Annotated in this window: 23 protein-coding genes and 1 tRNA gene; 5 read left to right on the forward strand and 19 right to left on the reverse strand. The window is 42.9% G+C overall.

Annotated features, from left to right (window positions below):
* Complete coding sequence (yycF, locus tag EAL2_RS10775; protein WP_025436394.1) at window positions 1-693, reverse strand: response regulator YycF; 693 nt, start codon at window positions 691-693, stop codon at window positions 1-3.
* A gap of 100 nt (window positions 694-793) precedes the next feature.
* Window positions 794-2,227, reverse strand: a complete 1,434-nt coding sequence (locus tag EAL2_RS10780) for a M23 family metallopeptidase (RefSeq protein WP_025436395.1) — start codon at window positions 2,225-2,227, stop codon at window positions 794-796.
* Window positions 2,228-2,481: 254 nt separating this feature from the next.
* On the opposite strand from EAL2_RS10780, the gene EAL2_RS10785 reads away from it, so the two are divergent.
* Both EAL2_RS10785 and EAL2_RS10790 read left to right on the forward strand, forming a co-directional pair.
* Window positions 2,482-3,549: a DnaD domain protein gene (locus EAL2_RS10785; RefSeq protein ID WP_025436396.1), complete on the forward strand. Its 1,068-nt coding sequence runs from the start codon at window positions 2,482-2,484 to the stop codon at window positions 3,547-3,549.
* 8 nt (window positions 3,550-3,557) lie between these two features.
* Complete coding sequence (locus EAL2_RS10790) at window positions 3,558-4,550, forward strand: ATP-binding protein (protein ID WP_025436397.1); 993 nt, start codon at window positions 3,558-3,560, stop codon at window positions 4,548-4,550.
* Window positions 4,551-4,620: 70 nt separating this feature from the next.
* Here EAL2_RS10790 and EAL2_RS10795 read toward each other — a convergent pair whose 3' ends face one another.
* From EAL2_RS10795 to EAL2_RS10815, 5 genes are all read right to left on the reverse strand, one after another.
* Entirely contained in the window at window positions 4,621-5,955 is a 1,335-nt protein-coding gene (locus tag EAL2_RS10795; protein WP_025436398.1) for an IS3 family transposase, read from the reverse strand.
* Window positions 5,956-6,137: 182 nt separating this feature from the next.
* The gene (locus tag EAL2_RS10800) at window positions 6,138-7,589 is read right to left on the reverse strand and encodes an IS1182 family transposase (protein ID WP_025434606.1); all 1,452 of its coding nucleotides are present in this window, start codon (window positions 7,587-7,589) and stop codon (window positions 6,138-6,140) included.
* 188 nt (window positions 7,590-7,777) lie between these two features.
* Window positions 7,778-7,853, reverse strand: a tRNA-Val gene (locus tag EAL2_RS10805).
* 134 nt (window positions 7,854-7,987) lie between these two features.
* Window positions 7,988-9,268 carry an adenylosuccinate synthase gene (locus EAL2_RS10810; RefSeq protein WP_025436399.1) on the reverse strand — a complete coding sequence of 427 codons (1,281 nt, stop codon included), beginning with the start codon at window positions 9,266-9,268 and terminating at the stop codon, window positions 7,988-7,990.
* A gap of 179 nt (window positions 9,269-9,447) precedes the next feature.
* Window positions 9,448-10,605 (reverse strand): aminotransferase class V-fold PLP-dependent enzyme, encoded by a 1,158-nt coding sequence (locus tag EAL2_RS10815; RefSeq protein ID WP_025436400.1) that lies wholly within the window; start codon window positions 10,603-10,605, stop codon window positions 9,448-9,450.
* Between the two features lie 303 nt (window positions 10,606-10,908).
* Between EAL2_RS10815 and yedE the strand changes: the two genes are divergently transcribed.
* From yedE to EAL2_RS10830, 3 genes are read left to right on the forward strand one after another with little or no spacing between them, the layout of a single operon-like run.
* Window positions 10,909-11,991 (forward strand): YedE family putative selenium transporter, encoded by a 1,083-nt coding sequence (gene yedE / locus EAL2_RS10820; RefSeq protein WP_025436401.1) that lies wholly within the window; start codon window positions 10,909-10,911, stop codon window positions 11,989-11,991.
* On the forward strand, window positions 11,984-12,193 hold the full coding sequence (locus tag EAL2_RS10825) for a sulfurtransferase TusA family protein (RefSeq protein WP_025436402.1): 210 nt from the start codon (window positions 11,984-11,986) through the stop codon (window positions 12,191-12,193). Before yedE ends, EAL2_RS10825 begins: the two co-directional genes overlap by 8 nt.
* A gap of 14 nt (window positions 12,194-12,207) precedes the next feature.
* Window positions 12,208-12,444: a DUF3343 domain-containing protein gene (locus tag EAL2_RS10830; protein ID WP_025436403.1), complete on the forward strand. Its 237-nt coding sequence runs from the start codon at window positions 12,208-12,210 to the stop codon at window positions 12,442-12,444.
* An 87-nt stretch (window positions 12,445-12,531) separates the two neighbouring features.
* Here the strand turns inward: EAL2_RS10830 and EAL2_RS10835 are convergent, their stop codons facing one another.
* From EAL2_RS10835 to EAL2_RS10890, 12 genes are all read right to left on the reverse strand, one after another.
* Window positions 12,532-12,972, reverse strand: coding sequence for a DUF134 domain-containing protein (locus tag EAL2_RS10835; protein WP_025436404.1), 441 nt, complete (start codon window positions 12,970-12,972; stop codon window positions 12,532-12,534).
* Between the two features lie 74 nt (window positions 12,973-13,046).
* Window positions 13,047-13,613, reverse strand: coding sequence for a GNAT family N-acetyltransferase (locus EAL2_RS10840; protein WP_025436405.1), 567 nt, complete (start codon window positions 13,611-13,613; stop codon window positions 13,047-13,049).
* 47 nt (window positions 13,614-13,660) lie between these two features.
* The gene (gene dnaB, locus EAL2_RS10845) at window positions 13,661-14,989 is read right to left on the reverse strand and encodes a replicative DNA helicase (protein ID WP_025436406.1); all 1,329 of its coding nucleotides are present in this window, start codon (window positions 14,987-14,989) and stop codon (window positions 13,661-13,663) included.
* Window positions 14,990-15,008: 19 nt separating this feature from the next.
* Window positions 15,009-15,461 carry a 50S ribosomal protein L9 gene (rplI, locus tag EAL2_RS10850; protein ID WP_025436407.1) on the reverse strand — a complete coding sequence of 151 codons (453 nt, stop codon included), beginning with the start codon at window positions 15,459-15,461 and terminating at the stop codon, window positions 15,009-15,011.
* Window positions 15,461-17,461 (reverse strand): DHH family phosphoesterase, encoded by a 2,001-nt coding sequence (locus EAL2_RS10855; protein ID WP_025436408.1) that lies wholly within the window; start codon window positions 17,459-17,461, stop codon window positions 15,461-15,463. The genes rplI and EAL2_RS10855 overlap by 1 nt, the downstream gene beginning before the upstream one ends.
* Window positions 17,462-17,484: 23 nt before the next feature.
* A complete protein-coding gene (locus EAL2_RS10860; RefSeq protein ID WP_025436409.1) occupies window positions 17,485-18,417 on the reverse strand; it encodes a YybS family protein in 933 nt (310 codons plus the stop codon).
* Between the two features lie 135 nt (window positions 18,418-18,552).
* Entirely contained in the window at window positions 18,553-18,786 is a 234-nt protein-coding gene (gene rpsR, locus EAL2_RS10865) for a 30S ribosomal protein S18 (protein ID WP_025436410.1), read from the reverse strand.
* A 15-nt stretch (window positions 18,787-18,801) separates the two neighbouring features.
* Window positions 18,802-19,227 (reverse strand): single-stranded DNA-binding protein, encoded by a 426-nt coding sequence (locus tag EAL2_RS10870; protein WP_025436411.1) that lies wholly within the window; start codon window positions 19,225-19,227, stop codon window positions 18,802-18,804.
* A gap of 43 nt (window positions 19,228-19,270) precedes the next feature.
* A complete protein-coding gene (gene rpsF, locus EAL2_RS10875; RefSeq protein WP_025436412.1) occupies window positions 19,271-19,564 on the reverse strand; it encodes a 30S ribosomal protein S6 in 294 nt (97 codons plus the stop codon).
* Window positions 19,565-19,909: 345 nt separating this feature from the next.
* Entirely contained in the window at window positions 19,910-21,094 is a 1,185-nt protein-coding gene (locus EAL2_RS10880) for an aminotransferase-like domain-containing protein (RefSeq protein WP_025436413.1), read from the reverse strand.
* Window positions 21,095-21,234: 140 nt separating this feature from the next.
* On the reverse strand, window positions 21,235-21,441 hold the full coding sequence (locus EAL2_RS10885; protein WP_025436414.1) for a DUF951 domain-containing protein: 207 nt from the start codon (window positions 21,439-21,441) through the stop codon (window positions 21,235-21,237).
* Window positions 21,442-21,460: 19 nt separating this feature from the next.
* On the reverse strand, window positions 21,461-21,727 hold the full coding sequence (locus EAL2_RS10890) for a DUF3343 domain-containing protein (protein ID WP_025436415.1): 267 nt from the start codon (window positions 21,725-21,727) through the stop codon (window positions 21,461-21,463).
* Window positions 21,728-21,861 lie beyond the last annotated feature (134 nt).

Genomic DNA, 21,861 nt, shown 5'->3' on the forward strand with positions numbered 1-21,861 from the left:
CTATTCCCCCTTGAAGTAGTATCCCACCCCGCGCCTTGTAACTATATACTTCGGATTCGAAGCGTCCTCTTCTATCTTTTCCCTAAGACGCCTTACCGTGACATCCACCGTTCTTATATCACCATAATATTCATAGCCCCAAACTTTTTCAAGCAACTGCTCCCTTGAAAACACCTGCTCCTTCTGTATGGCAAGGAATTTGAGCAGCTCGAATTCTCTGACTGTCAGCTCGAGCACATCATCTCCCTTTCTCACTTCATATTTTACCATGTCTATCGTAAGCTCCCCGAAGTTAAGCACATCGCCATGCTTTTCATTTGACAAAGACATATCCATCCTTCTCAGATTCGCCTTGACCCTGGCAACTAGTTCTCTTACGCTGAAGGGCTTTGTGATATAGTCATCAGCCCCCAGCTCGAGACCCAAGACCTTGTCGACCTCGTCTTCCTTGGCGGTTACAATTATTATAGGCATCGAAAATTTCTCTCTTATCTTCTTGCACACTTGGAATCCATCATGCTTTGGTATCATTATGTCGAGCAGGACAAGCTCCGGCTCGAATTCCCAAGCTTTTTTAATTGCCTCTTCCCCGTCATATGCCGTCTCTACGCTGTAGCCTTCCTTTTCGAGGTTGAATCTTAAAATGTCCGCGATAGGCTTTTCATCCTCTACAACTAGTATCTTTTTTCCCATAATCAGTCCCCCCTAACGGATTAGCATATTGCTAAAACAAAAAGCTGTTGGTGGCAACAGCTTTTTGTAATCTATGCAGTTTGCTATATACCAAAATCCTTTATATATATTTCGACGGATTCACAGGAGTGCCGTTTTTTCTCACTTCAAAATGCAAATGCGGACCTGTCGATCTGCCCGTATTGCCTACGGCTCCAATGTTTTGTCCCCTGTAGACCCTGTCCCCTGCTTTGACGCTAAATGAGCTGCAATGCCCATAGTATGTCTGGTAGCCGTTTTCGTGATTTATTATTATTATCTTTCCGTATCCGTCCTTCCAGCCTGCGAACGTAACCTTGCCTCCGTCAGCCGCAACAATCGGAGTCCCTATAGGGCCTGCTATATCTATGCCTGTATGCATCCTGCCCCATCTTCTTCCAAAAGGCGAAGTGAGCCTGCCCCTGGTTGGAGTTATGAAAGCTCCAAACGCCAATGTTTTTGGCCTTTCCTTGATTCCCTGCACTATTATATTGTCCTTTGGTGCCTTGATTATGTCTTCGCTTGTGACTGTTGTAGATGCTATGACGCCGTCTATCTTGACCTGCTTTGCCTGGACTTTCTTGAGACCCTCTTCGCCCTCGGCTTTCATCTTCTTGTCGCCTTTGTACATCGCACTTGTGTCCTCGTAAACCACATTGTATGGTATGCGCTCTTCATATGCTATATTTTCAGTGGTCTTCACGCTTATAAGGGGTTTTGGAAGGCTAAGGCTTATAGTCTGCCCTATCTGGAGATTTTCGATGTTGGTGCCAGGATTTGCATCTTGTATCTGCGAAACGTCAATTTTGAATTTTTCTGATATGCTCCATGTTGTATCTCCCGGTTGCACACTGTATGTATGAAGCTCATGTCCGCCATTTTTTATGTATTCCACGGCATTTTGCGGAGTTTTAACTAGCGCTATGTCCGCCTGAAGCTTCTTTATTTCCACCTTTTGAAGAAAATCAGTATTGATGCTCAATGTATTGTCTTGCTTTGCCGTATACGGCTGTTTTATAAGTTCAAGCACCTTCTTTGCCTCAGCTTCGCTCTTTAGCGCCACTACAAGCTTGCCTTGCGCTTTTATGCCGTATGCTTCCACCTGAAGGTCTATTCCGGATTTTATCTTCTTTTCAAGATCTGCAGCGTTCAGCAGCTCGCTGTCTGGCACATGCACTACCTTGAACTCTATCTTCTGGCCCAGCTTTATATCGCTCCCAAGCGTCTTTGGAACGCTTCTTTTGATGTTTTCTATGGCCTCATATACCTGCGCTTTCTTGTCGACTGCGCCTACAGCCTTGCCGTCTATGTAGAGCTCATAATCCATAGTAGCGAAAAATGCCGCAGCCGAAATAGCTACTGCACACGTTCCGGCTGCCATGTATGCAGGCATATTGCCTCCTCGCATTTGCTCCGGCAGCATGTCTGTAAGCCTGGAGTTTTTTATCAGTGTCGTGATGCTTTCCGAGGCTTTTTTTGCGCCTGTAGCCACTCTATTTAAAAGTGTATTTTTCATTTTAAAAGCTCCTTTCAAAACAGTTCAACTCATTATAACAAAAAATTAAGCATAATTTCAAATGAATATGTTAAATTTGATTAATGTTTTCTATTGAATACTGCTCTTTATTTATTTTTTTGTCTGCGCCTAAAAAAATCACAGACAGTTTATTTTATATCAATTATTCCTTTATTGCAAGTTTTTGTGGGAACAGTTACCAATTGCGACTTTCTCATACTGTTATGATATAATCTTTACGAGGTGATATTTTGATGTTTTACAAGGAAAAAAGCGATATCAGCTTTGGGCAGACGCCTATTGACAATATATTCATAGACATATTCATGCCCATGTCAAACGGCGCTTTTGTCATGGTATATATTCTAGGCTACCGCTATGCGTGCCAATTGGGCGAGCTTGAGAATCCTCCTGGCAACATTATGATTGCCAGGAATCTTGGCATCCCCCTTTCTGATGTGCTGGGTGCGTGGAATTTCTGGGAGGAGCGGGGTCTCATAAAAAAACACCCCAACTCTTCCTCTGACGAATCGGACTACAGCGTAGAATTTATGGACCTCAAAAAGCTCTATCTGGAAAAGATCATGCCGGGTGCCCAAAAGCCCAAAAGCGAAAGGATAGGCGTGGACGATCTTATTCTTCTCAATGAAAACGAGAGCATACAATCAATGTTCAACTTCATAAACGAGACAATATCCAGGGAGCTTGTGCCGAACGAAAAGCGCAAGATACTCGAGGTGATGGAAAAGTATAACATGACCTGCGACGTAGTCAAGATGGCTTATACTCAAGCCGTGTCAAAAAAAGGCATAAAAAACATCAGCTATGTAGAGTCCATACTGCGTAACTGGTATGATCTTAAAATAACAAATATTCAGCAGCTCGAGGAGCATCTTGGCCGCCAGAGCGACAAACTCTCACTCTACAGAGAGGTTTTCAAGGCACTTGGATTTGCGCGGACTCCCTCTGCTGAGGAAAAAAAGGTCATGGATTTCTGGGCCGACAACATGCAATTTGATATCAAGCTCATACTTAAAGCCTGCTCCAGGTCAAAAAATACGTCCAATCCGTCCATCGCGTATATAAACGGCATACTCAAAAACTGGCATGAAAAGGGCATAGCGACAGTTGAAGATGCTGAGCGTGAAATCGAAGCGCGAGCAAAAAAACAACAGCCGGCCGGACGTCAAAAATCCGCCGATAGACCTGCCACAAATCCTTACAAGACAAAATTTCATTTTGAGGATGAACGAAGCTCCAAATATACTCAGGACGAGCTCGAGAAAATGATTCTTGAAAGCCAGAAAAAAAAGTTTAAGTAGGTGACAACTTGAGAGAAGAAACTCTTAGAAAGATACTTTTAAAATACGAAAAAAAACGCGACTTGGCTGCTATAAACCTTGAGCTGCGCAAGAAGAAGCTCTACTCAGTTTTTCCAAGGCTTGAAGAAATTGAAGGCGAGATATTCAGACTTGGCCTGAAAATGGGCAAGCTCGCCCTTGACAGTCCGGATAATCTCGAAAGCATAGTGGAGAGCTGCAAACAAAGTCTCGAAGCATTAAAGCGTGAAAAGGAGTCCATTATGAAAGCCTCGGGCTTTCCAACAGACTATCTTTCAATGCAATATGAATGTCCTCTATGCAAGGACAGGGGCTTTCTCAGCAGCGGGGAAAAATGCCGCTGCCTCAAGCAGGAGCTCATTGACGAAGCCTACAAGATGTCCAACCTAAAGCAGGTCTTGAGCAAGGAGAATCTCTCCACCTTCAATCTCGACATATTCTCCGATGACAAAAGTTCGGCTTCCGTACTTTCGCCAAAGGAAAACATGGCCACAATACTTGCAATATGTGATGACTTCATAAGGAACTTCCCTAAAAACAACGGCGAAAATCTGCTTTTTTATGGCACAACAGGCTCCGGAAAGACGTTTATGTGCAACTGCATAGCCAAAGAGCTCCTCGACAGGGGCAATTTTGTCATATATCAAACCGCCTTTTCGCTGTTTGCCATAATAGAAGGCTACCGGTTCCAAAAAAAGAACAGTGCAATAGACAAAGAGTCATATGAGTCGCTTTTTGAGTGCGACCTGCTCATAATAGACGACCTTGGCATTGAGATACAAAACTCTTTTACAAACAGTGAGCTTTTCCACATAATAAACACCAGGCTTATAAATGAAAAAAAGACAGTTATATCTACAAATTTCAATCTTTCAGAGCTGTCTCAACGATATACAGACCGGATATTTTCAAGGATATCAAGCAGCTTCAGGCCACTTAAGTTCTTCGGAAATGATCTACGATGGGAAAAAGGCAACAAGTAAATTAAGGCAATAAAAAAGATGCCCGAAACATTAAACTGGACCCTATGTCAAGGACAATCAAAAAAGAGTGTTAAGCAGCTGAACTAAGAAGATGATTCCTGTATTGAACAGGAGTCATCTTTTTTAAATTCCATTTGTAACGATGATTATTATGATATGAGATATAATGGTTTACTTCCCAACATAACTCATTGAATGAACCGTAAGTTCTACTTTTTACCGAATCCTTCATATGACCGAAAAACGACTCTTGCGGTGCATTGTCCCAGCAGTTGCCTCGTCTTGACATAGATTGTCCCAGACCGCTTATTTTGAGTAACTGCTGATATTTCGGACTAGTGTAATGCACACCTTGATCTGAGTGAATAAACGCGCCTTTCTGAAGTTTCAACTTTCTTTGTGATTTCAACTTTTTCACTGTTTCGGTTGCAAGTTCAAGACTCAAACTTTTAGAAAGGTTATGAGCTATGACTTCGCCAGTTGAGGAGTCTATAATAGTCGACAAATAGGCCATAGAGCCATTTCCGTAGGGCATGTAAGTGATATCGGTTAGAAGAGCCAGACCGGGGATACCCTTCATAAAATCGCGCTGTAGGACGTTAGGAACGCTTCTGTGCTCCTTAGTAGCTTTTGCAATTCTTTTATACGGATTAGGTCTTCGATGCGGGCAAATGATCCCGTATTTCCTCATGATTCGTTGGATCTTTTTTCGGTTGAAAACAGTCTTGAACTTACCATCAAGAGTCATCTTGATTTGGCGGGAACCTTTTTTGTAACCCTTAAATTTGAAAGCCTTCAGTATCAATGCCTTTGACTTCAAGTCAGACCTTTCACGTGCAAGTCTGGTTGGTTCAGATTTTATGTAATTGTAGTATCCTGAACGGGATACTTTCAATAACGAACAGAAGTATCCGACCATATTCTTCAAACTATTTTGCCGGATCGTGCTCTTTATCAGTTCGAATATCGCTGCAGTGCTTAAATTCTTACTTTCGTCTACCAGCCTCCTTTCTGTCTTTTCGAGCTTTTTTAGCAACTCTATCTGTGATTCTAATAACTCGATTTTAGCCTCTTGCCTTTTGATGATTTCTTCAGGTTTAAGTTCACGCTTAAGAGGCCTCCCGGAAGCGCCTTTTCTTGAATCGCTAAGACCTATAAGACCGCTGTCTGCATATGCGACTTTCCACCTTTTAGCAGATGTTTCAACACGCTTAATCCCTATCATTTCGATATTAAATCCGCATGATTCAAAAATTTCTCTTGGCAGTTTTCCCGCCATATATTCGTCAATAAAATGACGTTTGAACTCGTCGCTATAAGTTATTGATTTTTCGCTGACTCGTAGCACGTATTTATTCTTCTCAAGTTGTTTTATGTCAGATTCTGAAAACAAAACTTTGGCCATTGTCACCGCCCCTTTACTCAATATAAGTATACAAAAAAGACCCTGTAACCGAAGAGGCTACTGAAGAACTTGCGGTTTTAATGAACCTTAAGGTCATAGTAAAAAAAGACGATTTCTCAACACCAGTAAATGGGTATGAGAGTCGTCTTTTTCTCTGTATATGACCGATCGTTGTTGTTTTTTCACTTCATTAACTTTAATATTCTTTTTATATTTACAGTGAATATCGCCATTGCACCTTGTAACTCCATGCCGACAAGACCCGAGGATGTCGCCACATCATACCCGTGTCTGTGTTTCAGTTCGCTGTTCTTTGCCTCAATTTTGTAACGTTCCTTGGCCTTCGTCTTAAAGTACTCAGTCTCCTGGAAAGCCATCTGTTCAGTATGTTCGTCGGACTTTATGCTCACCGAATAGGATTTACTTTTTGCCCCTTCCTTGTAGCAACCTTGACGGCGTAAGCATCTCTTGCACTTTTCCACATCAAAGTAGTATGTATCCGTCTGGTTTGTGCCGATGCCTTTCTTGCCTTGACGGGCCTTTCGGATTGCCATGTGGCCAGCTTTGCAGACATACATTCCTGCATCCTTATTGAACTGGAATTCATCTTCATGCTTACGGTAGCCTTGTGTAACAGACGGGTTAAGCTTAGCCACTAGTTCAACCGTGTTCTCTTTGGCGTAAGTGATGTTATCTTTTTCGGAGTATGCCGCATCTCCGATGACTGTATTCACTTCCATGCCTGCTTGCTTGCTCTTCTCGATTAAGGTCTGCAATTGTTTGCCATCATTCTTCTCACCAGTTGTTACAACGGCTGCCGTAATAATTCTTTCCTCGGTCATAGCAATATGGGTTTTGTAGCCAAAGAACGAAGAGTCCGCACTCTTATGACCGATCATTGCATCTTGGTCTTCCGAGATTCGAAGTTGTTCAAGGTCATCTGCAACGGTTTCTTTCAGTAGATTGAGCGGTTCTTTTATCTTAGGCAGCTCACAAACGCCGCCTTCTGCCTCGACTACCTCGATAAGCTTTTTACAATAGGCGAGTTCGTCCTCTAACATATTGCTTGTATTTTTCGCAGGAAACTTGGCTTTTACAGATTCATCAACCTTGTAGATAGCCTTTCTGAGTTTTCGAGAACGGTCCTGTAAAATTTCACGTGGAGACTTCTGGTTATAACGAGCTTTCGTATGCGTCGCATCTACGATGATGGATTTACTCTGGATAATGCCTTTTTCGATGGCGAGTTCAACCGTCTTGTTAATCAGCAAATCGAGTAAATTCATATCCTTTAACCGAAGTTTTCGGAACTTGGTTAGTGAACTAGAATCTATCACCTGCTCTTCCGGTGCCATATCCAGAAAGTACTTAAACGACATATCATATTTCGATCTCTCGACGATGTCGGCGTCGGACAATTCAAAGATTGCTTTTAGCAGCAGGTATTTAAACATGCGAATAGGGTCAATCGCATTTCTCCCATTGTCCAGGCAGTAATTCTGTTTGAGTTCTTCATATATAAAAGAAAAATCAACAAGCTCATTGATTTGCCGCAACATATTATCCTTGGGGATCACTAGATTGTAAAGCTCCAGATATGGACTTATGACCAATGTTTGCTGTAGCTGAATCAATTAGCACACCTTCTCTCATGTTATACTTCAATTATACAAGAAAAAAGGTACAACCTCCTCAATAATATTGAGAAAGTGTACCTTCTTATTTTATATGGACTTTTTCAGTGGCCTCGTAACCGAAACACTCTTTTTTTAAGTGTCTAGTCTACAGGGTCCAGTTTACATTTCGGACATCTTTTTTTAATTGGTGGGAGCAACAGGGCTCGAACCTGTGACCCCCTGCTTGTAAGGCAGATGCTCTCCCAGCTGAGCTATGCTCCCACGAATTTTTAACTCGTGTTTTATTGTACTATCGTTTGGCCTGTATGTCAACACCTATGGCTCAAATATTTGAAAAAGGCATAATGATAAAAAATGGCGAAAGCATGCGCTTTCGCCATTTCACTGTCTGTATTTTAGTAAAGCTCCTTTAGCACCATAGTCTGGTCTCTCTTTGGTCCTACGGCCACTATGCTTGCCTTTACACCGCAAAGCTCCTCTAGTCTGCTTACATACTTCTTTGCATTTTCAGGAAGCTCGTCAAAACTCCTTACAGATGTGATGTCTTCATTCCAGCCGTCAAGCTCTTCGAATACAGGCTCGCACTTTGAAAGCTCCTCTATGCTTGCCGGGAATTCGGTAAGCACGATGTCGCCTTTCTTGTAGCCTACGCAAATCTTTATTTTTTCAAAGCCGCTCATAACGTCCAGCTTTGTAAGCGCCATAGATGTAAGGCCGTTTATTCTAACTGCATATCTTAATATCACAGCGTCAAACCAACCGCATCTTCTCGACCTTCCTGTAGTCGTTCCGAATTCATGGCCTACAGTCCTCATTCTCTCGCCGTCCTCATCAAAGAGCTCCGTAGGGAATGGGCCTTTTCCGACTCTTGTAGTATAAGCCTTAACAACTCCCACAACGTCGTTTATCATTGTAGGTCCTATGCCTGTGCCTGTGCACACTCCGCCTGCCACAGGATTTGAAGATGTAACGTATGGATAAGTTCCATAATCAAGATCAAGCAGAGTGCCCTGAGCTCCCTCAAACAAGACCTTTTTGCCGCTTTTTATCGCTTCGAATACAATTATTGATGTATCCGTAACATACTTTTTGATCTGCTCCGCATATCCTATGTATTTTTCATACATTTCCTGGAAAGCAAAGCCATCGCTGTCGTATACAGCTCTTATAAGCTTGTTTTGGAATGCCACATTGCCTTCCAGCTTTTCCTTGAAGGAATCGGTAAGCATGTCGCAAACCCTTATTCCCATCCTGTCTGTCTTGTCTCTATAGCATGGGCCTATTCCGCGCCTTGTCGTTCCTATGTCTTCGCTGCCTCTTCTTTGCTCGCTTAGTATGTCAAGACTCTTGTGATAAGGGAATATGACATGGGCTCTTTCATCTATCATGAGGTTGTCTGTGCTTATGCCTCTTTCGTTGAGATATTTGATTTCAGAAAGCAGCACCTCCGGGTCAACCACAACTCCCGCACTTATTATGCACGGAGTGTCTCCGTACAGTATTCCTGAAGGGATAAGATGAAGCTTATACTCCTCTTCTCCTACAACAACAGTATGTCCTGCGTTGTTTCCTCCTGAATATCTTACAACCACATCAGCCTTTTCTGCAAGAAAGTCGATTATCTTTCCTTTTCCTTCATCCCCCCACTGGGATCCCACTACTACCAAACTTGACAAATCTATTCACCTCTTTATTTATGAAAAATATTATTCACGTATATTCGAACACTACAAGTTTTATTTTATCAAATATACGTATTATAATCAATCTTTAAATTCTGAACTAATTGAGTCAGGCCTTTTGAGCGTTGCAGGCAGAGCGTCAAAAAAACCGCCTGCAAAGAGGCGGTTTCTATTTATTCCATCAACTCGAGAGTTTTTTTGATTGCATTGGCGGCATACTCCACCTGTTCAAGCGTCGTGGCATAGCCGAAGCTGAATCTCACTGTTCCCTGAGGGAATGTTCCAAGTGTCTTGTGGGCCGAAGGCGCGCAGTGAAGACCAACCCTTGTAGATATTTGGTATTCGTGCTCAAGCGCAAAACCTATTTCCGCATTGTCGCTGCCTTCAAAATCTATGGAGACTACGGCAACTCTGCCTTCTTTCCCTTCTCTGCCCACTAGCCTTACTCCAGGCAGCTCCTTCACCCTTTTTATGAATTCCATTGTCATTTCAAGCTCGTGTCTTCTTATGCTCTCTATGCCTTTTTCCTTCAGGAATTTCAGCGAAGCATTGAGGCCGTATATTCCCACTATGTTTTGCGTGCCTGATTCAAACTTGTCCGGCATGAAGTGAGGCTGCTCCTCAGATTCTGAAGTGCTGCCGGTTCCGCCCTCTATGAAAGGCTCCACCTGTCCGCACAGCCTGTCATTTATGACGAACCCGCCCATCCCCGGAGGCCCTAGCAGGCTCTTGTGGCCAGTGAAGGCTATGGCGTCGGCACCCAGCTTTTTCATGTCGACTTCAAGCACTCCTGCAGTCTGGGCAGCATCAACTATGAAAAATATGCCGTGCTCCTTTGCTATCCTGCCCACGCCTTCAAGGTCAAGCACAGTTCCGCATACGTTCGAGGCGTGCATCATTATTATAGCCTTTGTATTTTCCTTTATCAGGCTCTTTACGCTTTCAAGGTCAAGCTGTCCGTCCTGATGACATTTGGCTCTTGAAAATTCAACGCCTTTCTTCGATAGGCTGTTTAGTGGCCTTGTAACAGCGTTGTGCTCCATCGACGATATTATCGCGTGGTCCCCGGCTTTTAGCAGCCCCTTCATTATGGCGTTTAGGCTTTCTGTTATGTTCTTTGTGAACACCACATTCTCAACCTTGTCGCAGTTGAAAAGCTCGCATAGCAGCTCCCTGGTTTCAAGGACTGTCCTTTGCGCCGCAAATGCATCCTCGTACGCACCTCTTCCCACATTGCAGCCTACATTGTTTATATAGTTCGCCATTGCTTCTGCCACGCCAGGAGCCTTCGGAAATGCAGTAGCTCCGTTGTCCATGTATACACCCTTCATATATTCGACACCCCCACAATCAAATGATTTTATTTTCCGCCATTTCAATTTATTACCCGATTGAATTCGCTTGAAATTCTATATTACTTTTTTGTCTTGTCTTCTTTTTGAATGCCACCCCTAATATTAATATAAAACAGGCCATAAATAAATCCCAAATGCCCAATTATTCCCGCCATATCCATAGAAGTATTTTATCGTTGCCTGGCAATGCATCAAAAACTTCAATTATGCATATGCTATGAATTCTGCTACAATCGTTTTGGGTTTTACAATTTTACAATATTGTAAGGAGGGATTTAAGTGGGTAACAAAAAAGGAATCATTTTATCTGGAGCAATCGTCGGACTTATTTCAGTTCTTCTCGTGAAGCTGGGCAACCCAATGAACATGGGTATGTGCATAGCCTGCTTTATAAGAGATATCGCAGGGGGTATAGGACTACATAGAGCCGAGGTGGTTCAGTACATAAGACCCGAGGTCATTGGTCTTGTAATTGGTGCTTTTGGAATGGCCATGTTTTCAAAGGAATTCGAAACAAAGGGAGGTTCTTCTCCTTTCACGAGGTTCATACTCGGAATCGCCGTTATGGTTGGAGCCCTTGTTTTCCTGGGCTGTCCTCTGAGGATGGTGCTTAGGCTTGCAGGAGGAGACCTCAATGCGTTATTTGGCATCGCAGGCTTTGTAGCTGGAATACTTCTGGGAATAGTTTTCCTCAATAAGGGCTTTAGCCTCAAACGCAGCTACAAGCTGTCAAAGGCTGAGGGATTCATGTTCCCTGCTGTTTTTGCAGGCCTTTTCGCTCTTTTAATGGCAGCTCCTTCTTTCATATTCTTCAGCAAGGAAGGCCCGGGATCAATGTACGCTCCAATATTCTTCGCATTGGCTGCAGGCCTTGTAGTGGGCGTGCTGGCTCAAAAGACAAGACTTTGCATGGTTGGAGGAATAAGAGACCTTGTAATGTTCAAGGATACATACCTTCTTTCTGGATTTGTTGCAATACTAGTGTTCGCCCTGATAGGCAATATGGCTTTCGGCTTCTTCAAGCTGGGCTTTGCAGAGCAGCCTGTCGCTCACACTGATGCTCTTTGGAACTTCCTTGGAATGGCTCTTGCCGGTTGGGGATCGGTTCTTCTTGGAGGATGCCCTCTAAGACAGTTAATACTTGCAGGCGAAGGCAATACGGACTCTGCCGTGGCGGTAATGGGAATGCTTGTAGGTGCCGCTTTGTCTCACAACTTCGGACTTGCTTCAAGCCCTAAAGGAGTTACTCCAGCAGGCCAGATAGCAGTAATCATACTTTTTGCAGTTGTTCTGGTAATTGCTTCGCTTAACATAGAAAAAAGCTCAAAAGTGGAAATGAAAGGGGATGTGAAAATTGGTTAAAGTAGATGCAAGGGGAGTTTCTTGTCCTCAGCCCGTGCTGCTTACAAAAAATGCGGCCAAGAACAATCCAGCTGAAATCCAGGTGGTAGTTGACAATAATACTGCAAAATCAAACGTGGAAAGATTCCTGAAAAACTCAGGATACAAGAGTATATCATTCTCATCTCAGGGCGACGATTATGTAGTTACGGCAAAGAAATAGGAGATTTTTAAATAATGGAATACACTGCAGTTTTTTACACCCACTCGGGTGCAATAAAATACGACAAATTTCTAAGAGAACAGTCCGTAAAGTGCCAGCTCATGCCTGTTCCAAGAGCGCTCAGCACCAGCTGTGGCATAGGCATTCGCTTTACTTATGACGGCGACATATCGCTTATTGTATCAAGCGACATAGAAAAAATATTCAAGGCTACAGCTTCAGGCTACGAGCTTATTTATGAAAATGAGTAGTCACCAAAAAGGGTTGACCCGGCAGTATGCCGGGTCAACCCTTTTATAATTATGCTCAAACTCTCCATATATCGTCTCTAGCGGTTCCTACTCTTCGCCCTTGCACCACTTTATGCAAAAATCCGCCTTTTTGCTGCAAAGCACCTTTTCTGATCCGCAGGATGGGCATTTTAATCTGTCCTGGCTATACTGTATTTCGTATACGTTTCCGCAGTCGATACATGTGAATTTGCACATGCTTGTGGTGTAGTGACCTCCGCTGATTCTAATGGCCTTGCCTTCAATAAGCGCTGAAACCATCTTTTTTCGTGCACCGTCTATTATATTCTGGAATGTCTGGCGCGATACCTGCATCTTTTCGGCGCACTCTTCCTGGTTGAGTTCATGTATGTCCTTGAGCCTCATTGCTTCAAGCTCTTCGACATTCAACACTATTTCGTCTATTTCACACTTTGGCTTCCCCCAGGGTACGAAATACGTAGACTCTGGAAAAAACTCCACTCTTCTGAATTTCTTTGGCCTTGCCATATAGCAATCCTCCTGCATACGCGACGTGTTATTCTGCAAAAGATATCCACACTTATCAACAGGCATTCTGTTGATTATGTGGATATCTCCATTCTATAAAAGAGGGCCTTTATCTTGTCGCCCCTCTTAATGAACACTTTTTCTCTTTTGAACTCCTCGTCCTTTGGAATGTCACTTTTCTTAATGTTTACTTTCATATATGACTTGTCTACATATTTGAAGCCGCAGGCTAAATAGCATCTGTAAGCCCTCCGGTTGAATGCAGCCACACGCAGCACCAGCTTTTTGTATTTCATTCCGTTGAAATAGTAGTCCAAAAATGCCTTTATGGCGTCACGTCCATAGCCCGCATCTACATATTTAGGGCTGAATACTATCCCCATTTCTGCTTTTTTTGAAAATATGTTGACATTCCTGAGCGATATATAACCTATGACTTCACCTGAAATCGTCAGCACTGTAAAGCATTTCTTCAGGCCGCTGTTTTTTATGCCATACCACACATCCCTCTCGCCATGCGTAAACTGTGGAAATGAGTAGTCCTTCAGAAGAGGGTCCTCATAAGGCGGCCATGTTACCATGGCGTCTACGTCTTCTCTTTCCATCCTTCGAATCAGCGTCTTTTCTCCCTTTGATAGCAAATAAGATCTCTCCCTATCAGGCCACAGCTTTATTGGGATTAGTCAAGCTACAGCTCCCTTGCAATATTGTGGAATTTTTGAAATTCACCCATCCAGACAAGCTCCACCGTTCCAGTTTCGCCGTGACGGTGCTTGGCTATTATTATCTCGCCTATGTTCTTTTTTTCGGTGTCCTCGTGGTAATAATCGTCCCTGTATATGAACATTACAATATCCGCATCCTGCTCTATCGCTCCAGATTCCCTAAGGTCCGAAAGCATAGGCCTGTGGTCGGATCTTAGCTCGGGCGCACGCGAGAGCTGCGAAAGCGCAATGACGGGGCAGTTGAGCTCCTTTGCTATTATCTTGAGTGAACGCGATATCTTTGCAATTTCCTGTTGGCGGCTCTCTCCGCCCGAGTCGCTCTCCATAAGCTGCAGGTAGTCTATCAGCACCATATCAAGGCCCTTTTCCATCTTGAGCCTTCTGCATTTTGACCTTATCTCCATAACGCTTATTCCCGGAGTATCATCTATATGGATGTTGGCCTTGGCAAGAACTCCCATGGCCTCTATTATCTTGGGCCACTCGTCTTCGCTGAGGCTTCCGCTTTTGATCTTGTTTAGCTCGACATGCGACTGGGTTGATATCATACGCTGTATAAGCTGCTCCTTTGACATCTCGAGGCTGAATATCGCAACTGAGCTTTTTCCCTTAAGCGCCGCATTCTGTGCCAGATTCAGGGCAAAAGCCGTTTTTCCCATAGCCGGACGCGCAGCTATTAGCACAAGGTCAGTCTTTTGGAGACCACTTGTCTTTCTGTCAAGGTCTGTAAAGCCGGTCGTAGTTCCCGTTATAGCGCCTTTATTCCTTGAGAGCTCCTCCATAACTTCATAGGCGCTCATTAGCACTTCGCTTATTGGGCGCATGTTGTCTCCGCTTTTTTCCTGGGATATGTCGAAAATGTTCTTTTCAGACAGCTCGAGAATTCGCTCTACAGATTCGCTGTCCGCATAACTCGCCTCAAGAATTTTGTAGGATGCGCCTATTAGCTCTCTTAGTATCGCTTTTTCCTTTACTATCTTTGCATAGTTACGCACATTTGTCGTCGTCGGCACAACGGTAGAAAGCTCTGTGATATAGGCTATGCCTCCCACTGCCTCCATCGAATCCCTTCTCTTTAGCTCTTCGGTAAGCGTAATGAGGTCTACAGGCTCGCTTCTGCTGTATAGTGCCATTATAGCAGCATAAATATTTGCATGCGCTTCCTTGTAAAAATCTCCAGGCCTTAATATATCGGCCACTTCGCTTATGCAGTCCTTGTTGAGAAGTATCGAGCCGAGCACAGATTGCTCTGCATCAATACTGTGCGGCGGTACCTTTCCCATTAAATCCACTAAAACCACTCCAGATTGTCTATTTGTCAGTTTCCTTAATCTCTACCTTGAGCTTGGCAACAACGTCTTGATGCAGCTTTATCTCTACGAACTTTGCGCCAAGCACCTTTATCGGTTCGTCCATAAGTATTTTCCTCTTGTCTACATCAATTCCATGCTTTTTCTTGAGGCTTTCAGCGATATCCTTTGAAGTTATAGAGCCGAAAAGCCTTCCGCCTTCCCCAGCCTTAGAAAACAGAGTTATAGTTATCTCCTCCATTGACTTGGCAAGCGCCTTAGCCGCCTCATGTTCTTTTTCCTCTTTTATCTTTTGGGCAGTCTTTTGCTCGCTCAGCACCTTCAGATTCCCGTCGGAAGCCTCTTTTGCAGCGCCTTTTGGAAAGAGGAAGTTCCTCGCATAGCCGTCGCTTACATTTATTACGTCTCCTTTTTTGCCTGTTCCCTTCAAATCCTTAAGCAGGATAACCTTCATTATAAATCTACCTCCCTTAGATATTCTCGTATTATATGCTCTAGTCTGGATTTTACCTCGTCAATTTCAGAGTCTGTTATCTGGGCTCCCGCGACATCCAGGTGGCCGCCTCCGCCCATTTTTTCCAATATTACCTGCACATTCACCTCACCCATTGAACGCGCACTTACATATATAACGCCGTCCGTGTCCTGGCCGAGGACAAATGACGCCTTTATTCCCTTTATGTTTAGCAGCTCGTCAGCTCCTTGCGCTATAACAAGCTGCAGGCTGTCCGTATTTTCAGGACATACCGACATGGCTATTATCTTGTCTAGTATGACTGCGTTTTTGATGACCTCCGCCTTTCCAAAGAACGTTTCCATATCTCCCTGGAACAGCCTCTTTACAGCAGCCGTATCGGCTCCCATCTTCTTGAGCACGGCCGCTGCTTCAAAGGTTCTCACGCCCGTCCTGAAGGTGAAATTCTTAGTGTCAAGAGTTATTCCCGCAAGCAGCGCCTCGGATTCAAACTTTGAAATATATGGCTTTTCTGAAATGTACTGTATCAGCTCGGTTACCATCTCGCTTGCTGAAGATGCGTATGTTTCGTGATATGAAAGCACCGCATTCTCTATGAACTCAACGCCCCTTCTGTGGTGATCTATCACTACAACCCTATCGCAAATGTCGAGCAGCTCCTTGCACTCTGTGAAGTTTGGCCTGTGGGTGTCTACAACTATGAGCAGCGTGTCGGAGTGTGCGCTGCGCATTGCCTCGTCTTTTTTGAGGAATACATTCTTGTAGTCACCTGAAGCGCCTATGCTTTTTACAAGCACGTCAATCGACGGATTGGACTCCTGAAGCACTATGTTGGATTCTTTCCCCAGATGGCTGCACATGCTGTGAACTCCCAGCGCGGCTCCCATGGAATCCAGGTCCGGATGTCTGTGCCCCATTATGAGAACATTTTTGCTGTCATTTATCAGGTCTCTGAGGGCATACGCTATAAGTCTTGCCTTGACCTTTGTCTTCTTTTCTATACCCTTTGACCTTCCGCCATAAAACGTCGACTTGTCTTTTCGTTTTATTACAGCCTGATCTCCGCCTCTTCCCTGTGCCAGGTCAAGGGCACTTTCCGCATACTCAAGGCTGTTTAGCAAAGTGCTGCCCCAAGTGCCTATTCCTATGCTGAGCGTTATTGGAAGCGAATTTCCATGGTTTATCTCCCTTATCTCATCAAGCACGGCAAACTTTTGCTTTTCCAAGCCTTCGAGTATCAAGTTATCCATAAACAAAATATAACGGTCGCTCCTTGTCTTTTGAAGGGCCGCTCCTATTCCGTCCGCCCAGCCCTTGAGCGTTCTTTCTACATCGGCTACAAGCAGCGGCCGCATGTCAGAGCCTGCGCTCTCAAGCACCTCGTCAAAGCTGTCTACCTGTATTATTCCAAACACCGGCTTTTCCTCGTAATACCTCTTTGAAAGGCTAAGCAGCCTGGTGTTTTCTACGAAATAAGCCATTATCAGGTACTTGACCTCTCCCTTGTTGTCTATCTTGACAATGTTGTATGTGACGTTGAAATTCCTATCATCCAGCGCCACGGTTGTATAGAGCTCATTTTTTTCATTCAGCGCCCTTTTGAGGTTAAGGCTTGGTATTATCTCTTCAATATTTTTCCCGAGCAGCTCCTCTTTTTTGAGCATGTCCGAAAACTTGTTGTTGTACCAGTTTATGCTGCCGTCAATTTCGAGTATGCAAAAAGGTATGGGCAGATTGAGCATCGCATTTTTAACAGTCTCATCAATGTCAGCCGAAAGGCTTTCAATATATTTTGTCCACTGTCTCGTTCTGGCATCCGACGTCTTCCTGTTGTGGTTTAAAAGATATGCTATTACCAGTAGCCACAATGCACCCAAAATCCAATTGTAGAAAAGGACTGTGACCGCAAGCAGAAGTATTATTGCCATATATGTGTTTTGTTCAGGAAACCAAAACTTAAAATTCATTTTAGTTTTCATTATGGCATAGGCCTCCTAAATCATCATTTTCTAATCCTTCTAAAATCTATTATGGAATCCAAGAATCCTACGATCGAAACTATTGACGAAAGCGGGCCTAAAAAAATCACCGTAAAAAGAAGCGTATTTCTAAAGAACTTGTTGATTTTCGATTTATTCAGGAAATACCCCATGACTGCGAATCCCTGTAAAAAAAACATGAATATTATTATGAACGTTATGTTCGCCATGAGATTTTCGTAGTTTATCCACGCCATCCCCTTAGCGCTCATTGTAAGAAAATATATTATTAGCATCCCAAGAGCTATGTTGCCCGGCAGTGTAAACTCGCTGAGCTTTGGTATGCTGCCCGAATATCCCCTCGTCCTCTTTAGTATGGACAGGGCCAGATAGTAGTTGAAAAACGACATGAGCATTGCCTGTACAACTATGGCACCCGGAATTATGAGCTTCATATACTCGACTAGCTCCCCCACGTCGGCTGCTGCCTGCTTTTTTCCAAAGCTTTCTATCATATCGCCCTGAAGCTTAACCGCCTGCTCAAACATCTCAATGGCTCTTTGTATTATGTCAACGCCCAGTAATATTGACATTAGCTTTACATATACCATAACAAGCACTATCGAAGTTATAAATCCCCATGCTACAGGACCAAACGGCTCCTTTGAAGATATTCCCTTATACCCTATGGCAACTCCGGGAATGAAAAACAAAAGCGCAAGCGTAATTCCATATATGGGATCTGTAAACATCGATACTCCCGCCGCAGATATTACCGAAGCCATGACGCCATATCTGAGTCCATTTCGCATTGTTATGAGTATGTATGGAACAGCTGTGAAAAATGTAAGCAACCCAAGAAGCGGTATGTATGTTCCTGCCAAGATGAATATGACTCCTATTGCAGCTATTAGCGCAGACTCAGAAAGCCTCTGCCTGCTGTTTCTTTCAATCACGGTTTTACCTCCTGGCATGTCGTTTGATTAGAGTTCTTTCCATGCTCCCTTAAATTATTATTATATCATAACAGCATTATAAATAAAACAAAAGGCGAACCATAAGGTTCGCCGCATGCTTTCAACTAAATACTATTAGTCAATTGTGTATGGAAGTATAGCTATAGTTCTAGCTTTCTTTATCGCAAGAGTTATCTCTCTTTGGTGCTTTGCACAAGTTCCAGATATTCTTCTTGGAAGTATCTTGCCTCTTTCAGTGATATACTTCTTAAGGCCGTCTACGTTCTTGTAGTCTATAGTCTTGTTTTTATCCGCACAGAAAGCACATATTTTCTTTCTTCTTTTTCTTGTTCTCAATTTCTCGGTCATTTCCAAACCTCCTTATTAGAATGGAATATCGTCGTCATCAAGAGCCTGGAATCCTTCAGGATCCAGCCCCGTAGGCTCGAAAGACCTAGGAGCTTCAGATGTACCCGAACCATTCTCCTTGCTTGACCATTCCAAAAATTCAATCCTGTCGGCAACAACTTCTGTCACCCATCTTCTTTCTCCATTCTGAGTCTCATAGCTTCTTACCTGAAGTCTTCCGCTAACTCCGACCTGTCTGCCCTTTTGAAGATAGTTGGCACAGTTTTCCGCCTGCTTTCCCCAAACCTGTACAGGGATGAAGTCCGCTTCGTAATTGCCTTCTTTGTTCTTAAACGTTCTATTTACTGCAACCGTAAAGGTGGCTACTGGGTTTCCCGTTCCTGGGATGTATCTAAGATCAGGGTCCTTTGTGAGCCTTCCAATCAAAATAACACAGTTCATTATATACACCACCTTAAAATCGCTCATAGCTTATATTTTAAGACTATTTTACTTCTTTTCTAACTATCATGTGTCTTATTACAGAATCCATTATTTTAAGGTTTCTGTCTATTTCGCTTATTACATCATTTCCTGCTGTAAAGTTAACAAGGTTGTAGAATCCTTCGTTGAACTTCTTTATCGGGTAAGCAAGCTTTCTGTTTCCCCAAGTATCAACTGAAGCAATTTCTCCGTTTACTGCTATTAGATCTTTAACCTTGTTGAATACAGTTTCCTTAGCTTCATCATCTAGATTTGGCTTAAGAATGTAAATCAGCTCGTAGCTTCTTGTATTCATGGTTTCACCTCCCTTTGGACTTAAGGCTCTATTTCTTATAGAGCAGAGATATTTACATACCTTGATATATTAGCACTAATATACTAAAAAAGCAAACAAAAAAAATATTTTGTCCGGTTTTAATATTAATACTGCTGTTAAAAGCTTGAAATCGTCCTCAAATACTAACATCTGTAATTTTTTTAATATTTTTTTGATTTTTTTTTAAATTTTATCTATAATTTCTCCGGTATACGGTAACTATATAATAAGTATCCCACATACTTTTTTTATCTCAATCTCCCCCTAATAAAAATTGGGAGTGGAAAAATTTCCACTCCCGCTTTTTTTGCCTATTTTCAGGTATTACATCATTGATTTAATTGCTCTTGCAAGTCTCTTCATTCCCTCTACAAGCATCTCATCAGTCGCATTAGAGTAGTTGAGTCTGAATGTGTTTTCGTTTCCGCCGTTAGGGTAGAATGCTCCACCTGGAACGAACGCCACTTTTTCTTCAAGGCACTTCTTGAGAAGATCCCTTGCATTTATGTGCTCTGGAAGTACAACCCAGGTGAAAAGGCCGCCTTCTGAGTAAGTCCATTTTATTCCCTCTGGAAACTCCTCTTCCATGACTTTCATCATTAGATCTCTACGCTTGCTGTATACAGCTTTGATCTTTTCAACGTGCGCATCAAGATCATACATCTCACAGTACTTTGCTGCCTCCATCTGAGCTATTGTAGATGACTGCAGGTCAGAGCCCTGCTTGACGAAATTGTATTTCTGAAGCATTTCCTCTGGTGCACAAACCCAACCTATCCTTAGTCCCGGAGCAAATATCTTCGAGAATGTTCCAAGGAATACTACAAGATCTTTAGTATCCATAGCCTTTAGCGAAGGCATTATTTCACCTTCAAATCTAAGCTCTCCGTAAGGATTGTCCTCGATTACAGGTATTTCATACTTGTTTACAACTTCCATGAACTTTGTACGTCTTTCCATTGACCATGTCTTTCCGCTTGGGTTCTGGAAATCAGGTATTACATATATCATCTTTACATTGTCAGTCTTGGCAAGTATCTTTTCAAGCTCTTCAATAATCATTCCATTGTCATCAGTTGGAACCTCTATGAACTTTGGTCCGTATGCCTTGAATGCGTTAAGGGCTCCAAGGTATGAAGGGCTTTCAACAAGCACTACGTCGCCTTCATTTATAAATATCTTGCCTGAAAAATCAAGACCCTGCTGAGAACCGCTTGTTATAAGTATGTCGTCAAGAGTTACTTTTGTCTGGAATTTCCTGTTCATTCTCTCGGCGATTTGCTCTCTTAGTTTTACATTTCCTTCTGTAGTAGTATATTGAAGAGCAGTCTGTCCACTTTCTTCAAGCACAGCTACAGCGACCTTCTTCATCTCTTCCACTGGGAAAAGCTCTGGAGCAGGCAGTCCGCCGGCAAAAGATATTATTGTAGGATCCGCAGCGAACTTTAGAAGTTCTCGGATTTCTGAAGCTTTAAGGTTTTCCATACGATCAGCAAATTTAACAGCCATTTGTAAAGCACCCCCATAGTCATTTAAATTACATGAAAACATTTTCCTGTCGTTACATCCAATTATAGCACTTTGATTTTTGGTTGCCTATACAACTGGAAATATACAGAATTTTGTGTTTTTTTGAAAAACATCGAAAATTAAGCTTTTTCCTCTCCGCCTTCTGCCTGCATTACCTTCCTGACTCTTTTTTCAAGATTCACCCTGTCTATCCATAGCTCTTTGCCACATTTGATGCATTTAATCCTAAAATCCATGCCCACCCTTTTTATTTCAAATTCGTTGCCTCCGCACGGGTGCGACTTTTTGAGAACTACTATGTCTCCTACGTTTAGCTTCAAAGGCATGCTCAAACCTCCTATTGACTTATATTATTTTTTCTGCCTGCTTTTCCTTTACATTCGGCAGCTTTGTGAGCTTAAATACCCCGTTTATCTCCACCTCGGAATTTTTTATCTTGTCCAGCACAATATCCATGTCAGCCTTGTCGAACCTGATTGAAAGGCCACAGCTTGCTATAATCTCCCTGGGTGAAGGTATCATCATTATTTTGAGTCCTGCCTCCAGGAGTATCTTTTCGAATTTTATGGCATAGTGCGTTGAATTGAATGCCACAACATAAATCTCACTCATACTGTCCCTCCTATAAAAAATAGACTACACGGATGTAGTCTATCATACTAAGCTTCCTGATTTAACAGGGTTTACGTGTTTTCATCGGCTGCTTATTATTATAGCATATGCATATGCAATTTATAAGAATCCAT

It is taken from the genome of Peptoclostridium acidaminophilum DSM 3953, from assembly GCF_000597865.1.
In the GTDB taxonomy this organism is placed as follows: Bacteria; Bacillota; Clostridia; order Peptostreptococcales; family Peptostreptococcaceae; genus Peptoclostridium_A; species Peptoclostridium_A acidaminophilum.